Here is a 14,181-nt window from a genome sequence, read left to right as displayed (position 1 = left end):
AACGAGTCCGCGTTGCTGGAGCTGATCGGCGACGTACTACCCGCTCTTTCCGAGGACGCGTTGTGGGCGGTGGATGTCAACCACGGCGGGGCCGCCCTACTCATCGGCCTGCTGCTTGGTCACGACCAGCCGATGGTCTATCTCACCGGCCTCGCTGTTCACCGGGCATCGGCGGCCCACCGGGGCCAGGGCAAGACGGATACCAAGGACGCCTTCGTCCATCGCTGACCAGGCCCGCATGCGCGAGGACCTCGGCGTGCTCCGGCCGGGCGATGAAATAGCTGTCGACCTCAAGATCCTGCTCAGGCGCCGCACCGACCTGGTCAACGACCGCACCCGTCAGATCAACCGGCTCCGGAGCAACTCCCGGAGATCTGCCCGGCGTTGGAGCGCTCGCTGAACCTGACGAACAAGGGCCCGGTCCTGCTGCTGACCGGGTATCAAACGCCAGCAGCGATCCGCCGCAGCGGCGTCAGGCGCATCGAGACCTGGCTGAAGAACCGCAACGCAAGGTCAAAGGTGCCGTCACACTCGCTCAGGCTGTCGTCGAGGCGGCCCGGGCCCAGCACACCGCGCTGCCCGGCGAGAAGCCGGCCGCCTCGATGGTGGCTCGCCTGGCGAAGGGGGTGATCGGCCTCGAAGAGGAGATCGCCGAGTTCGACACCCTCGTCGAGTCCCGGTTTCACGAGCACCCGTCTGCCGAGGTGATCCGCAGCCTGCCCGGTATGGGTGCCATGCTCGGGGCCACGTTCATCGCTGCCACCGGCGGTGACATGGATGCCTTCGGCACTGCCGACCGGCTGGCCGCGTCGCCGGCCTGTCCCCCGGTGCCATGCGACTCCGGCCGCGTCAGCGGCAACATGCGCCGGCCCCGCCGCTACCACCGCGGGCTCCTCGATCAGAGGCGAACAACCGTCCAGGAGAGGAAACAAGCAGCTCAAACGGGCTTTCTTCCTCTCCTCGTTCGCCGCCCTCGGCGACCCCGCATCGCGGGCCTACTACGACAAGAAGATCGCGCAGGGCAAGCACCACACCCAGGCCCTGCTCTGCCCCGCCCGGCGCAGAGCCGACGTCCTCTTCGCGATGCTCCGCGACGGAACCTTCTACGAACCACAGCCTGTTCCGGCGGTCGCTCCGCAGACCTAGACCATGGTCAGGAGGTGATCCGTGGGGCTGTAGTCGATCTTCCAGTCGGCATAGACCCCCACGGCACCGTCCTTCTGGCACCGCAGCCCAACGGTCACCCAGCGGACCGACCCGTCGCCGGCGAGCGAGAACGCGACTGCCGTCTCGAACTCCTCGCTCCCGCACGGACAGCCGGCCTCGCCAGGATCCGCGTCCTCCCAGAACTCCTCGCTATCCGCGATGAACGCGCGGTCGCCGCAACCAGCGCACACCCGCTCGGCTCCGCCCTCGACATCGTCAACGAGCACGAAGAACACGCGCTCGCCACACCCGCCGCACACCGAAGGAACGACCTTCACCGGACGGCCGTCGTCAACGTTCCGCAGAAACACCGCGAGCTCCACAGAAACACCCCCACCAACCTGATCATCAGCATGCACAGACACATCGATCCGGACACCCGAACCAGCACCCCCCACCTTGACCAAAGACATAGGGGCACCCCCCCGGGCGGCCGACCCGCCCGGGGAGGCGCGGCCCCCTATCCGGTCCTCACGGCAGGCGGCGGGCGCGGTTCATTTCCGTCACCTTCGCGCGCAGCGTCTCGTTCGGCGGGGCCGGGTGGATCCAGCCCGGTGGGCAGTCCCACTCCACACCACCGCCCGGCGGCCGTAGCTGTACGCAGTCGTGCTCCAGGCCCATCACCTGACCCACGCGCCCGTCCCGTGAATCGACCGCGTACGTCCCGACCTCGGGCACGAACCCGCCGTCGGCGCAGCCGCTCATTACGGCGTTCCTTCCAGTACGGCGACGAGGCGCCGGGCGGTCACCAGGTTGCAACGCCCCAGCTCCACCAGCGGATTGGCCGGCTCGTCGCCCGAGCACGAGACGGGGTCGATCCGCAGCGACGGCAGCGTGATCCCGGCCGCCGCGAGCCCGGACCGCAACCTCTCGACGGCCTCCTCGGCCGCCCTTACCTGATCGGCAGCCGCCATGCGCCGCTCTTTCGCAGTCTTGTCCACTGAACGCCAACTCCACTCTGAGTGCTCGCTTTCACCACACAGAGTGGTCGTCACTGGTTAGCCTGAACAGAGACATCCGGCCAACAAGGCCACGTGATTAACGTGCCGCCGATGGGAGTTGCCATGCCCGGCCCCAAGAAGCTCGACCCGTCGTCCTCACCGCGCGCGCTGCTGGGAGCAGAGCTGCGGTACGCCCGCGAGAGGGCGGGGACGACCCAGGAGGCACTGGGCGCGCCCCTGTTCGTGAGTGGGGCGTTCATCGGCCAACTTGAGGCGGGTACGCGGCGGATGCAACGGGAGTACGCGGTGAAGCTGGACGAGATCCTGGGCACGGCGGGTTTCTTCGAGCGGAACTGCGACGCGGCGACGAAGTCGAAGTACCCGGACCACTTCGCGGCGGCTGCGGAGGCGGAAGCCATCGCGACGGCGATCAAGGAGTACGCGCCGCTGCTGATTCCGGGGCTGTTGCAGACGGAGGCGTACGCGCGAGCCGTGTTCCGTGCATACCAACCCACCGCGCCGGAGGCAGTGATCGACGAACTGGTCGAGGCGAGGCTGGAGCGGGCCAAGCTGCTGTCCGATCCAACGACTCCGCTGTTTTGGGGAATCCTGGACGAGGCGACGCTGCGGCGGCAGGTAGACGGCCCCGCCGCAATGGCGGAGGCACTGCATCACGTGGCAAATCTGGCACGCCGCCACCGAATCATCGTGCAGGTGCTGCCATTCAGCGCGGGCGCGCACATGGCTCTCGAAGGCGCTCTGAAGCTGATGTCCTTCTCCGACGCCCCTCCGCTCACCTATCTCCAGAGCATGGGCTCAGGCCAACTGCTGGACGATCCGGCCTCGGTGGCGCGATACGAGCTGACTTACGATTTGGTCGGGGCCAGCGCGCTGTCACCGCGCGAATCCCTGGCCCTCATCGAACAGTTGGCGGAGGATTACGACCATGAAGCGCAACAGCCTTGAGTACGACCTGAGTGCAGCGATCTGGCACAAGTCCACGTACAGCGGCGGCAGCGGCGGAGACTGCCTCGAAGTCGCCGACGGGCTCGCCGACATCGTCCCCGTCCGCGACTCCAAGTCCCCCGAGCTCCCCGGCGTCGTGTTCCCGGCCCCGGCCTGGTCCGCGTTCGTCGCGAGCCTCAAGAGCGGATCGCCGCTCTGCTAGAGGGACGTCTCATACGCCGCATGATGGTCGGGTTCATCGCCTTCGGCACGGTGCTGATGGCCGCCGGGGTATGGGTGGGGACCCAGTTCGAGTGGGCCGGCGGGGCGGCGCTGATCGCCGGGGGTGCGGCCATGGCCGCCCTCGGCCGTAGGGGCTACAGACAGCGCCTTGCCCTCGAAGCGCAGGCGCGGGCCTACCGGCCCCTGGACAACCCTCTCGGCGGGCCGCCGCCCGCGCCCGTCTACGAGGACGCCGACGAGCCCGAGACCGACGCCGAACAGCCCCCCAGCTTGGCGGAGTTGTACGGCGGCGACCGGCCGGACCCGGGCCCGCTGGAGCGCTCGTTCCCGCCGCGCTCGCGGCCGTACCTGGTGCACACGGACGGACTCGTACTCGTCACCCACGAGGGGAGGCTCGTGATCCCCTGGGACGCGGTACGCGTCATATGGCACCGCAAGGAGCTCACCCACCCCGGGCCTGCCCTCTGCGAGCTGGCCCTGGACGGTACACGTGAGCATGTGCCACTCCTCGGGTCGCGGCGGCAGGAGGAACTGTCGGCCGTGATCGTGGACCGCACCCGGGAGGGGATCATCCGGCGGATCCGCGAGGTCTACGACCGCGAGGGCAAGGTACGGCTGGGTGAGCTGACGCTGACGCGCGAGGGGATCTACGACGCGGACGGCGGGCACCTGCCCTGGAGCGGCGACTGGCGCATCGATGGCGTGCCTTTCCCGAGAGCCGAGGCCGAGGGCCCCTGGTACAACACGGTGTACGTCCACAGCACCGACGGACGGACGCTGGCCGCGATGGTGCCGGAGCTGAGCACGGCGACGGGTCTGCTCAGGGAACTCTCCGGTACCGCCTCCTCTTAGCTCAGCGCGCCGTACCCGGCCGGGTGTTGAGGGACCAGGCGTGGGTGCAGCGGGGGCACTGGAGGTGGAGTACCGGGCCGCTGTTGGAGATCAGGTAGCGCCAGTGCTCGCCGCAGTTGCGGCGGGACGCGCACGTCTCGCAGTGGCGGGCGTCGTCACAGACCGGGCAGGGGAGCCAGGCGCGGCGGGAGGGGTCCGCCTGGGGGTCAATGGGTAGCCGCACGGCCCGGCTCGTCCCCTGGCAGGACACCGGCCGCCACCAGCCGGTCGTAGATGCGCTGCTGCTCGGCGTCCAGGCCCGAGTAGAGGAGGGCGTACGCCTCGTCCTCGCCCCGGAGGGCTTCCACCGGGTCCCAGTCGGGGCCCAGCGCGGCGAGGACCTCGGCCCGTCGCCGGGCCTCCTCCAGGGTCAGGTCGATCGTGAAGGGGGTGAGGTCGTCGGTGTTTTCCTGGTTCATGGCAAGACTTCCGATGTGCCGATGGAACACTTCCATCTTTACCAGGCGCCCCCGCCAGAGGGAAGGGGACCCTAAGCAGCCCCCTGTGACCTGGGGTGACGAGCCGTACCCGGATCGGACGACAGGGGTGGGCCGTTGCTGCCGACCCCTGTGCCGAACGGCTCACCCCACGGTGACGGACTTCACACCGCCCCGTCCGCGACAGCCGCCCCGCCGGGCGGCGCGGCTTCGCGGATCGCTCTCCCGGTGCACCGGCATCAGCCGGGCCGGCCGGGGTCGCGAGGTGATCGCCGGTTCGCGAAGGGGTTCTTCCTGCGGAGCCGGCGGAGGGGACGCCGGCCCGGCCGCGGAGTGCGGCCGGACCGGTCGGTGCCGACCGGCCTCAACGACGCGGCGGCGAGGGCGAGGGCGGCCAGGTCGATCCAGTCGGAGGAGAGCCCCAGGGTGATGAGCACCGCTCCGACGGCCAGAACACCGACTGCCGTGGCACGCCTGTGGCTGCTGAGGAACCTGCCACGGCCCTTCGTTCGCTTTCCCATTGCGGTTGCCTTCCAGATTCGCGGAACGGGTGGATGACCAGAGTGCGATGGTGATCTGATGTCCATTCATGTCCGCTCCCGTCCGCGCATGTCCGCGCACGTCACGGCGCTGAGTCCGGCCAAATCCCGAGGACACCCCGGACGGATACGAACCGAGAGGGGACGGAAATCATGCGCGACGAGGAACGCCCCACCCATCCGCTGAGGGCCCCGCGGCACGGCCCGGTGGAAGCGGAGACGCCTGAGGGCGCCGAACTCGCCACGTGGTTACGCGCCCGGGTGGGCGGCCGGACCCTGCGACAACTGGAAGGGATCTTCCCTCACCCCCGGCGTACGCAGTGGAGCGAATTCCTCAAGGGCCGCAAGCTGATTCCCTTATGGCTGCTGAATGACGTCGTCACCAAATTGGTCGCCCCGCAGGACCAGCAACTGCACCGCGGGCTCGGGCAGCAACTGCTGGCGGCCGCCGAAGAGGCCGGGAGGACGCGACGGGAGGCGGAATCCCCGACGACCGCCTCGCGGGGGACGACCGCGCACGAGCACCAGGTCCGTCTGAACGACGCCCTTGAAGGCCAGATCAAGGCGCAGGAGACCGTACAGAGCCTCACCCACCTCATCTACGCCTTCATCACCGCGATGGCCGACCTGAACCAGCGCTGCCGGAACCTGGAGATCCAACGGGACGAAGCGCGCCTGCGGCTGAGCCGCCAGGAGATGGAGACAACGACCAACCAGCAGCGCGCGGAGGAGAACAAGAGACGTGCCGCCGACGACGCACGGCGCGTGGCCGAGGCGGAACAGCGGCTGGCGGAGACCGAGCGGCGGCTGATCGAGTTCGAGGAGAGGCTGGCCCGCGCCCGCTGGGAGAAGCACAACGCCGAGGACCTGCGTATCGAGGCGTTCCAACAAGCCGAACAGCGCCGCCGTGCCATAGAGCCGTCCCCCGGGGAAGGCACTCCCCCCGGCTCGTTCGAGGAGGGCAGCCGCTCGGTACCTGTTCCGCGGCCCTGGGAGTACGACCATTTCCTCGAAACCGCCGACGCGCAACTCGACTACCACGAAGCCGGCATGGTGGCCATCCGCGAGCAGATCGGCAGCGCCGCCCCGGCCCCCGCCCCGGACTTCGACCCCGCCTCGCCCGACCGGGCGCGCACCATCCCCGGCCAGGTTGTCCCGGGCCCCTCCACGGACAGCCCGGACGGGCCCGACACCGGTACGAACACTGTCCGCGGCGTGTCCACGGACGGCGCGGACAGCCCGGACAACCCCCAACCCCGGCCGGAGCGGGGGCCGGGGCGGGGGCCGGAGCCGGAGCCGGGGCCGGTCCGCAACGGCCCGAAACGCCGTGCGGTGCTGGCGGGCGGGATCTGTCTGGCCGTCCTCGCCGGCGGCGGCTGGCTCGCCTGGAACCAGTACCACCCGACCCGGGAGTACGCGCTCACGGACTCCCCCGCGATCAAGGACGCGCAGACCGACGGCGGGGTGCTCAGAATCGGAGTCAAGGCCAACCAGCCGGGACTGAGCGAGGAGATCGGAGGGGAATGGGTCGGATTCGACATCGAATTCGCCAAGAACATCGCGAAGGAACTCGGGTTCGAAGGCGAGAGCATGATCGACTTCATCCCCGTGACCACCAAAACCAGAGACGACCAGCTGAACAACGGCCAGATCCATCTCATGGTCGGCAGCTACAGCGTCACCGACGAACGCAAGAAGGAAGTGGATTTCGCCGGCCCCTACTTCATCACCGATCAAGGAATGATGGTGTACACGGGCAATTCGGGCGACGAAGCCTGGGTGGAGCAGAACGGGAAGCAGGCACGGAAAAAGATCAACGAGCCCGACGACTTCCCCGACGGCACGGTTGTGTGCACGGTGGGCAAATCAATCTCGAAAACGATTCTTGACAAACTGCCGGCCTCCAAATTCAAGATAAAAGAGGAATCCGACTACCAGACCTGCGTCGACAATCTCAACAGTTCCACCGACGGCACCACCGGCTCCACGGAGCCCCCCGTCCGAGCCGTGGTCACCGACCGGCCCATCCTCGCCGGCTTTCTGGCCGCCAACCCGAATCTGTCCATGGTCCCCAACCCGCTGGAGGCCAGCACGACGGGATGGGGCGTCGGCATAGCGAAGGGAGACGCCGCCCTGCGCCACTTCGTGTGCGAATCCATCGCGGATCAGATCGACGACGGCACCTGGCGTGAGGTCTACCGAGAGGAACTGGAAGATCACCTCCAGGAGCAGAACATAAAGGCCACACCTCCGAGAGAGGAACTCCGGACCGAGTGCCCCGGCTGAGATGAGCGGGTCCGGGGCACCGGCTCCTCGGAGCGGCGGTTAGGGTGCGCTGCCATGGACGCCGCTGATCTTGACTACCGGGTCCGGACTCAGTCCGGCTGCATTCCTCCGCCCCTCGTTACCCTGCTTCTGGATCTCGGCCATGCGGAAGAGGTGGAGTTCCAGGCAGGCCGTGGGGAATGGTTCTGCGCCCGTGAGTGGGCGCGGCTCCTCGGTGACAGGAAACAGCAGACGGAGGCGTTGGACGTGCTCGCTCCATACGTCGCCACCGGCTGGTGGCCCGCCGCCCGCGCCAAGGCGGAATTGCTGGAGTCCTGGGGGCGTGCGGACGAGGCGATCGCGCTGGCCCGGCCGTACGCGGCGGCCGGCGGGACGGCGCTGGACTTCTTCGCGCGTCTGCTGGCCCGGCACGGACAGGAGGACGAGGCGGTCACGTTGCTGAGCGCCGGAATCGAGGACTGGTTCCTTGCCACCGCCCTGGTCGACATCGCCGAGGGAACGGGCCATGACGAGGACGTCGCCGCACTGCTGGCCGCCCGGATCCCGGCCGGGCACCGGTGCGACGGCCCGTGGTGCTGCCGTGGCCTCGGACCCCACATGGCGATCGGGCTGCTTGCCGCGATCCATGAGCGCCAGGGCCGCGTAGACGAGGCGATAGCCCTGCTGCACACGCGGCAGGAGATCACCTCCATCAACAACCACGACCAGCTGGCGGATCTGCTCGCGAGGCAGGACCGGATCGGGGAACTGCGGGCGTACGCGGCGACCGAGCCCCTCGGGCAGGCCGCGCGGCGGCTCGCCGAGGTGCTGGAGGAGCGCGGCGATGTGGAGGGCGCGATCGCCGTGTACCGGGAGGAGTACGACTCGCCGATCGGCCGGCATCACCGGGCGGTGGAACTGGCCCAGCTCCTGGCCCGGCACGGCCGGGGCGACGAGGCGACAGAGGTGATGGGCGAGCTCGTGGACTCACCCGGCGGCGCGGAGGACTGGCTCGTCGACACGCTGTGCACCCTGTACTCCGACCATGGCCGGGCCCGGGACGGCCTGGCCCACCTCGACGCTCTCAAAGCACGCCGTGACGGCAAGGAGGAATGGGAGCTTTTCAGGCCCCGGCTGAGGCTCATGGCCGACTGCGGCCTGCTCGACGAGGCGGTCGAGCTGGCGCGGGGGCACTCCGAGGGCGACGCCTCGTACGCGGCGGAGACCATCTCCGACCTGCTCGCCGAGGCCGGCCGGACCGAGGAGGCTGTCGCCGTTCTGGAACCGTACGCACCCACCCACTCACGTCCTCTGGCCGACCATCTCATCAGCCTCGGCCGGGTCAAGGACGCGGTGGTGCTCCTTCAGCACCGCGAACCAGAGCCGTTCATACCCGTCTGGTCGGGCATTTTCACCGAGCCCCCTTTCTGACGCCGGACTTCGAAGCCGGACCGCCGGGGCGGAAGGGTGCACCGGGCTCGGGGCGGAGCCCGGCGCACGTCTCCTCGGAGCGGCCAAGTTCGCCTAACGGAGCGGGACGGCGATCGCGTTGTACGTCGTCTCCGGCGTCGGCGGTGTCGAGAAGCGGGCGTTGACCAGGTAGAGGCGGTTGCCGAAGCGCGCCGCCGTCGTCGGGACGTCGAAGCGCGGGTCGGTGATCGAGCGGCGCAGCGTCGCCGTACGGGCGCGGGCGTCCAGCTCGAACACCGTCACCAGGTTGAGGCGGTTCTGCACCACGTACAGCAGGTCGCCGACCCGGACCAGACCGTCGCCGTTGATGACGTCGGTCGCGCCCTTGAGGACGATGTTCGTGGCGTGACCGGTCTTCGGGTCCACCCGGAACAGCTTGCCGAGCGGGCTGTTGACGACGATCAGCGCGCGGCCGTCGGGCGTCGTCTCGATGCCGTTGGCGCTGATGCCCGTGGGCGCCTGCTCCCACTCGCCCCCGAGCGGGACACTCCGCAGGTCGTCCTTGCCCCGGCGCTTGCCGCCGCGCGGGACGGAGTAGAGGACGGGCGCGTGCGAGTTGGTGAACCAGGCCCGGTCGCCGTACAGGACCACGTCGTTGACGAAGCCGGCCGTCGTCGGCTGGTACGTGGCGGTGAGCCGGTTCGTACGGGTGTCGAGCACCCGGATCGAAGCGCTCACGCCGCCCGAGATGTAGAGGAGCCCGTCGCGGTCGAGCTTCAGACCGGTGGCGGCGGCGCCGGTCGCGCCCGCCAGGATTGTCCGGCCCTCGCCGGTGCGCAGGTCGGCGCGGCGGACCGAGCCGTCCGCGAGGGAACCCATATAGGCGTACGGGCCGCCGCCGATCGCGATGCCCTCGGGGCGGAAGCCGTTGGGCAGCGGGAAGTCGGTGGGCCAGGAGGGGCGGCCTGGGCGGCCCGGCCGGTCGTGGCGGGACCGCGCTGTGGCCGTACCCGCACCGGACGCCGTGGCGGCGAGCGCGAACGTGGCGGCCGCGCCGCCGAGCAGGGCCCGGCGCGAGGGGCTGGAGGGGCGGGAAGAATCGGGTGGTGTCTGAGACATGGCGTCGAGCCTCCGGGGGCTTCGGGGTGCCTGGGGACAGGGACAACTCCGGTGCGCTATGCGCACACCTAACGCCCCGCACCCGCCGCCGAGTTCCCCGTGCGGATCCGGCCCCCGCCCGGCTGTAGCCTCGGCGGTATGTCAGCGAATGATCGGGAGACCATGTCCGGCGAGGTGACGGGCTGGCTCTCGGAGAACGCCCTGCCCCTGAGCGGTGGTCTGACCGCCGGCGCGCCCACCACCGACCTCCGGCCGCTGAAGGAGGTGCTCGACGGCGTACGGATCGTGGGTCTGGGCGAATCCACCCACGGCACGCGCGAGTTCTTCCAGCTCAAACACCGGCTGCTGGAGTATCTGGTGACCGAGCTGGGCTTCACCACGCTGGCCATGGAGGCGAGCGCCTCCGCCGGTCCGGCCGTCGACGCCTATGTACGAGGCGGTGTCGGCGACGCCGCGCAGGTGCTGACCGGGCTGGGCTTCTGGACGTGGCGGACCGAAGAGGTCCTGGACACGATCGAGTGGATGCGGACGTACAACGACGGCCGCCCGGACGGCGAGAAGGTCCGCTTCGCCGGCATCGACCCGCAGCGGGCGGGGGATTCGCTGGCGGTGCTGGAGGCGTTCCTGACCAGCGTGGCGCCGGACCGGCTGCCCGCCCTGCACTCCGCGCTCGGCGTGCTCGCCACCGCGTATCCGGGATCGCGCCCGGACCCGGAGCAGAAGCTGATGCGCGAGGCGGTGAACCTGCTGGAGTACGTGCGCGACCACGAGTCCACTCCGGCCGGGGCGGTGGCGGTGCGGCACGCCCGGATCCTGGTCCGCGCCGCCGATCTGGTGACGCGCAACGGACAGCACCCGGACCCGGAGCGCACGGTTTCCGCCGCGCGCGACCAGTACATGGCCGAGGCGGTCGGGGAGATCCTGGACGACCCGGCGGCCAGGGTGGTGCTCTGGGGCCACAACAGCCATGTGGCGAAGGGCCGTACGGCCGACGACGCGGCGTCACCGCCGCTCGGTCGGCACCTGCGCGAGCGGTACGGCGACGCGTACTACGCCTTCGGGCTCCTCTTCGGCGAGGGCTCCTTTCGTGCCCACCGCCTCTGGCCGGGGCCCTGGAGCGGCGTCGGCGGCCTGACGGGCCGCATCGCCGAGGGCAATCCGATCGGCCCCGCCCCGAAGACCTCGGTGGAGGCCCAACTCGCCGCCGCCACACCGGCGGACCATCTGCTGGACCTGCGCCCCGCCGAGGCGGGCGACGCGCCTCGGGCCGTACGGGAGTGGGTCGACGCCACACACGAGACGCGGACGTTCGGCGCGCTGGTGACGCGCTGGTTCTACCGGCGCGAGGTCACTCCGGTGCGTCTGTCGAACGAGTACGACGGCCTGGCGTACGTCGCGGTCTCGACGGACTCGCGCCCGATCCCGCCGTACCGCCCCGTGAGGCCCTGAGGCCCTGAGGCCGTAGCACCACAGGAAGGACTCCTGGCGCCACCCCGACGCCTTAATGGCGCATGGTGGTCGGCGACCTCATCGGCGAGGGCCGGTTCGGCAACTGCCGTCTGGCATCGGGCCACCGGGGGCATCCACCTGGAAGGCCACGACCGTACGGCTGAAGACCGGGCACGGTGACATCACGGTGGACCACGCGACGGGCCGGACCGAGATCCACGGGTCGGGCCGGGGGCGGGTCGGCCGGGTCGACGCGGACGCGACCGTCAAGAACCACAACGGCGAGACCACGATCGGCGAGGTCACCGGCGAGCTGGACGTGAACTCGGCCAACGGGCCCATCGGCGTCGTACGCGCGGAGTCCTCCGTCACCGCCAAGACGTCGAGCGGTCCCATCCGTATCGACCAGGTGATACGCGGGCGGATCACGGTGGAGTCCGCCGCGGGCGGTCTGGAGATCGGCATCGCCGAGGGCTCCGCGGCCTGGCTCGACCTGGAGTCCAAGGCAGGCCGTGTCCGCAACGAGCTGGCGATGGCGAAGGCCCCGGAGCGGTCCGAGGAGAAGGTCGAGGTCCGCGGCCGCACGGGGGTCGGCGACATCGTGATCCGCCGCGCCTGATCCCCCCGCGCCTCCGCTCCGGGCCGGCTGACCGGCCGGCCCGGAGCGGGCCCGGCGCGGCGCCACCCAGAAACCTCGATGGCGCCACAATGACTCGCTGTGGCGCCATTTTTATGCCATGATGGTGACGCAAGCGCAGCGCGGCGCCAAAGTCTGGCGCCATATGCACCACCGCGCACCACCCCGCGCCACGACCCGTCGGCAGTCCCGGAACCCGAAACCCCTCAAAGAGAAGGGCCCGCTCCCATGAACACCGCGACCACAGCGGCCACCTCCACCCGCGCAGCCGCGATCTCCGCGCTCGGCCTGCGCAAGTCGTACGGCGACAAGGTGGTGCTCGACGGCATCGACCTGCGGATCCCCGAGGGCACGGTCTTCGCCCTCCTCGGCCCCAACGGGGCGGGCAAGACCACCACCGTGGAGATCCTCTCCACGCTGATCAACGCCGACTCGGGCGAGGCGCGGGTCGGGGGCCATGACGTGGCCGCCGACGCCGACTCCGTACGCGGCCAGATCGGCGTCACCGGACAGTTCGCCGCCGTCGACGGCCTGCTGACCGCCGAGGAGAATCTGCTCCTCATGGCCGACCTGCACCACCTGAGCCGTAGCGAGGGCCGCCGTCGCGCCGCCGAACTCCTGGAGCGGTTCGAGCTGACCGAGGCGGCCCGCAGGAACGTCGCGACCTTCTCCGGCGGTATGCGCCGCAAGCTGGACCTCGCGATGACCCTGGTCGGCCGGCCGCGGATCATCTTCCTCGACGAGCCGACCACCGGCCTCGACCCGCGCAGCCGCCGCGTCATGTGGGAGCTCATCCGGAACCTGGTCGCGGACCAGGGCGTGACCATCTTCCTCACCACGCAGTATCTGGAGGAGGCCGATCAACTCGCCGACCGCATCGCGGTGCTGGACCACGGCAAGCTCGTCGCCGAGGGCACCGCGGAGGAACTGAAGCGGCTGATCCCCGGCGGCCACATCCGCCTCCAGTTCGCCGACGAGGCCGGCCTCGCCACCGCCGCCTCGGTCTTCGGCGTCGCCACCCGCGACGACGAGTCGCTCTCCCTCCAGGTCCCGAGCAACGGCTCCATCGCCAATCTCCGTGCCCTCCTCGACATCCTCGACAGCACCGGGGTACGGGCCGAGTCACTCAGCATGCACACCCCCGACCTCGACGACGTCTTCCTCACCCTGACCGGCCGGCAGAACGCCGGCACCGTCCCCGCCGCCCGCAAGGAGTCGAACCGATGAGCACCGCCACCCTCACCCCGGCCAAGTCCGCCAAGTCCGCCCGCTCGTACGTGCTGCGCGACTCCATGACGATGCTGCGCCGCAACATAAAGCACATGCGGCGCTACCCCTCGATGACCATCTCGATCCTCGTGATGCCGCTGCTGATGCTGCTGCTGTTCGTGTACGTCTTCGGCGGCGCGCTCGGCGCCGGCATCGGCGGGGGCGGCGACCGCGGCGACTACATCAACTACCTGGTGCCCGGCATCATCCTGATGTCCGCGACCTCCGGGGCCGTCGCCACGGCCGTGTCCGTCTGCACCGACATGACCGAAGGCATCGTCAAACGCTTCCGTACGATGTCGATCTCCCGGGGCGCCATCCTCACCGGCCATGTCTTCGGCAGCGTCCTCCAGGTCGCCGCGGTCCTCTTCCTGATCACCGGCGTCTCCCTCGCGATCGGCTTCCGGCCCGACGCCTCGCCGGTCGAGTGGGTGGCCGCCATGGGCCTGCTCCTCTTCCTGGCCTTCGGCATGGCCTGGCTGTCCGCCGCGATGGGCATGGGCGCCAAGACCGTCGAGTCCGCGAGCAACGCCCCGCTGCCGCTGACCTTCCTGCCCTTCCTCGGCAGCGCGGTCGTCCCCCCGGACTCCATGCCGACCGCCCTGCGCTGGTTCGCCGAGTACCAGCCCTTCACCCCGATCAACGAGACCCTGCGCGGCCTCTTCCTCGGAACCGAGATCGGCAACGACGGCTGGATCGCGCTCGCCTGGTGCACGGGCCTCGCCCTGCTCGGCTACTTCTGGTCCCGCGCGGTCTTCAACCGCGAGCTCCAGCGCTGAGCCCGCGAAGCCCGCTGAACGCCCCGAGGGCGGCACCCCCTGCTGGGGAGT

At 70.0% G+C, this 14,181-nt stretch carries 20 protein-coding genes; 12 read left to right on the top strand and 8 right to left on the bottom strand.

The window, feature by feature from the left end; all coding sequences use genetic code 11:
- Positions 1-12: 12 nt before the first annotated feature.
- On the top strand, positions 13-228 hold the full coding sequence (locus ACIBBB_RS24390; RefSeq protein WP_398985345.1) for a transposase: 216 nt from the start codon (positions 13-15) through the stop codon (positions 226-228).
- Between the two features lie 10 nt (positions 229-238).
- The gene (locus ACIBBB_RS24385) at positions 239-400 is read left to right on the top strand and encodes a transposase (protein ID WP_398985343.1); all 162 of its coding nucleotides are present in this window, start codon (positions 239-241) and stop codon (positions 398-400) included.
- A gap of 40 nt (positions 401-440) precedes the next feature.
- Here ACIBBB_RS24385 and ACIBBB_RS24380 read toward each other — a convergent pair whose 3' ends face one another.
- A complete protein-coding gene (locus ACIBBB_RS24380; protein WP_398985341.1) occupies positions 441-686 on the bottom strand; it encodes a hypothetical protein in 246 nt (81 codons plus the stop codon).
- A gap of 43 nt (positions 687-729) precedes the next feature.
- Between ACIBBB_RS24380 and ACIBBB_RS24375 the strand changes: the two genes are divergently transcribed.
- The gene (locus ACIBBB_RS24375) at positions 730-1,146 is read left to right on the top strand and encodes a hypothetical protein (protein WP_398985339.1); all 417 of its coding nucleotides are present in this window, start codon (positions 730-732) and stop codon (positions 1,144-1,146) included.
- Here ACIBBB_RS24375 and ACIBBB_RS24370 read toward each other — a convergent pair.
- Genes ACIBBB_RS24370 through ACIBBB_RS24360 form a run of 3 tightly spaced genes read right to left on the bottom strand, consistent with a single transcriptional unit; the run spans position 1,143 to position 2,120 of the window.
- Positions 1,143-1,619 carry a hypothetical protein gene (locus ACIBBB_RS24370; RefSeq protein ID WP_398985337.1) on the bottom strand — a complete coding sequence of 159 codons (477 nt, stop codon included), beginning with the start codon at positions 1,617-1,619 and terminating at the stop codon, positions 1,143-1,145. The two genes, ACIBBB_RS24375 and ACIBBB_RS24370, sit on opposite strands and share 4 nt — an antisense overlap.
- Before the next feature lie 58 nt (positions 1,620-1,677).
- Positions 1,678-1,911 carry a hypothetical protein gene (locus ACIBBB_RS24365; protein ID WP_229701124.1) on the bottom strand — a complete coding sequence of 78 codons (234 nt, stop codon included), beginning with the start codon at positions 1,909-1,911 and terminating at the stop codon, positions 1,678-1,680.
- Complete coding sequence (locus tag ACIBBB_RS24360) at positions 1,911-2,120, bottom strand: hypothetical protein (RefSeq protein ID WP_398985334.1); 210 nt, start codon at positions 2,118-2,120, stop codon at positions 1,911-1,913. The genes ACIBBB_RS24365 and ACIBBB_RS24360 overlap by 1 nt, the downstream gene beginning before the upstream one ends.
- Positions 2,121-2,270: 150 nt before the next feature.
- Between ACIBBB_RS24360 and ACIBBB_RS24355 the strand changes: the two genes are divergently transcribed.
- From ACIBBB_RS24355 to ACIBBB_RS24345, 3 genes are read left to right on the top strand one after another with little or no spacing between them, the layout of a single operon-like run.
- Complete coding sequence (locus ACIBBB_RS24355) at positions 2,271-3,113, top strand: Scr1 family TA system antitoxin-like transcriptional regulator (protein WP_398985332.1); 843 nt, start codon at positions 2,271-2,273, stop codon at positions 3,111-3,113.
- The gene (locus tag ACIBBB_RS24350; RefSeq protein ID WP_398985330.1) at positions 3,094-3,315 is read left to right on the top strand and encodes a DUF397 domain-containing protein; all 222 of its coding nucleotides are present in this window, start codon (positions 3,094-3,096) and stop codon (positions 3,313-3,315) included. The genes ACIBBB_RS24355 and ACIBBB_RS24350 overlap by 20 nt, the downstream gene beginning before the upstream one ends.
- Positions 3,316-3,335: 20 nt before the next feature.
- Complete coding sequence (locus tag ACIBBB_RS24345) at positions 3,336-4,187, top strand: hypothetical protein (RefSeq protein WP_398985328.1); 852 nt, start codon at positions 3,336-3,338, stop codon at positions 4,185-4,187.
- A gap of 1 nt (position 4,188) precedes the next feature.
- Here the strand turns inward: ACIBBB_RS24345 and ACIBBB_RS24340 are convergent, their stop codons facing one another.
- The 3 genes from ACIBBB_RS24340 to ACIBBB_RS24330 form a co-directional block, all read right to left on the bottom strand.
- On the bottom strand, positions 4,189-4,410 hold the full coding sequence (locus ACIBBB_RS24340) for a hypothetical protein (protein WP_398985326.1): 222 nt from the start codon (positions 4,408-4,410) through the stop codon (positions 4,189-4,191).
- Complete coding sequence (locus ACIBBB_RS24335) at positions 4,394-4,645, bottom strand: DUF6400 family protein (RefSeq protein WP_398985324.1); 252 nt, start codon at positions 4,643-4,645, stop codon at positions 4,394-4,396. The genes ACIBBB_RS24340 and ACIBBB_RS24335 overlap by 17 nt, the downstream gene beginning before the upstream one ends.
- Before the next feature lie 257 nt (positions 4,646-4,902).
- A complete protein-coding gene (locus tag ACIBBB_RS24330) occupies positions 4,903-5,184 on the bottom strand; it encodes a hypothetical protein (RefSeq protein WP_398985322.1) in 282 nt (93 codons plus the stop codon).
- Positions 5,185-5,355: 171 nt separating this feature from the next.
- On the opposite strand from ACIBBB_RS24330, the gene ACIBBB_RS24325 reads away from it, so the two are divergent.
- Together ACIBBB_RS24325 and ACIBBB_RS24320 are read left to right on the top strand one after the other, a co-directional pair.
- A complete protein-coding gene (locus ACIBBB_RS24325) occupies positions 5,356-7,488 on the top strand; it encodes a transporter substrate-binding domain-containing protein (RefSeq protein WP_398985320.1) in 2,133 nt (710 codons plus the stop codon).
- A gap of 54 nt (positions 7,489-7,542) precedes the next feature.
- Positions 7,543-8,898 (top strand): tetratricopeptide repeat protein, encoded by a 1,356-nt coding sequence (locus ACIBBB_RS24320; RefSeq protein ID WP_398985317.1) that lies wholly within the window; start codon positions 7,543-7,545, stop codon positions 8,896-8,898.
- A gap of 93 nt (positions 8,899-8,991) precedes the next feature.
- Here the strand turns inward: ACIBBB_RS24320 and ACIBBB_RS24315 are convergent, their stop codons facing one another.
- Positions 8,992-9,996: a superoxide dismutase gene (locus ACIBBB_RS24315; RefSeq protein WP_398985315.1), complete on the bottom strand. Its 1,005-nt coding sequence runs from the start codon at positions 9,994-9,996 to the stop codon at positions 8,992-8,994.
- Positions 9,997-10,134: 138 nt separating this feature from the next.
- Between ACIBBB_RS24315 and ACIBBB_RS24310 the strand changes: the two genes are divergently transcribed.
- From ACIBBB_RS24310 to ACIBBB_RS24295, 4 genes are all read left to right on the top strand, one after another.
- Complete coding sequence (locus tag ACIBBB_RS24310; RefSeq protein WP_398985313.1) at positions 10,135-11,445, top strand: erythromycin esterase family protein; 1,311 nt, start codon at positions 10,135-10,137, stop codon at positions 11,443-11,445.
- A 55-nt stretch (positions 11,446-11,500) separates the two neighbouring features.
- On the top strand, positions 11,501-12,064 hold the full coding sequence (locus tag ACIBBB_RS24305) for a DUF4097 family beta strand repeat-containing protein (RefSeq protein WP_398985311.1): 564 nt from the start codon (positions 11,501-11,503) through the stop codon (positions 12,062-12,064).
- A 246-nt stretch (positions 12,065-12,310) separates the two neighbouring features.
- Positions 12,311-13,309, top strand: a complete 999-nt coding sequence (locus ACIBBB_RS24300) for an ATP-binding cassette domain-containing protein (protein WP_398985309.1) — start codon at positions 12,311-12,313, stop codon at positions 13,307-13,309.
- On the top strand, positions 13,306-14,130 hold the full coding sequence (locus ACIBBB_RS24295; RefSeq protein ID WP_398985307.1) for an ABC transporter permease: 825 nt from the start codon (positions 13,306-13,308) through the stop codon (positions 14,128-14,130). The genes ACIBBB_RS24300 and ACIBBB_RS24295 overlap by 4 nt, the downstream gene beginning before the upstream one ends.
- Positions 14,131-14,181: the final 51 nt, after the last annotated feature.

The organism is Streptomyces sp. NPDC051217 (genome assembly GCF_044455465.1).
Classification (GTDB): Bacteria; Actinomycetota; Actinomycetes; order Streptomycetales; family Streptomycetaceae; genus Streptomyces.
Note: the sequence above shows the minus strand (reverse complement) of the source record. Positions and strands in the feature narration are given on the sequence as shown.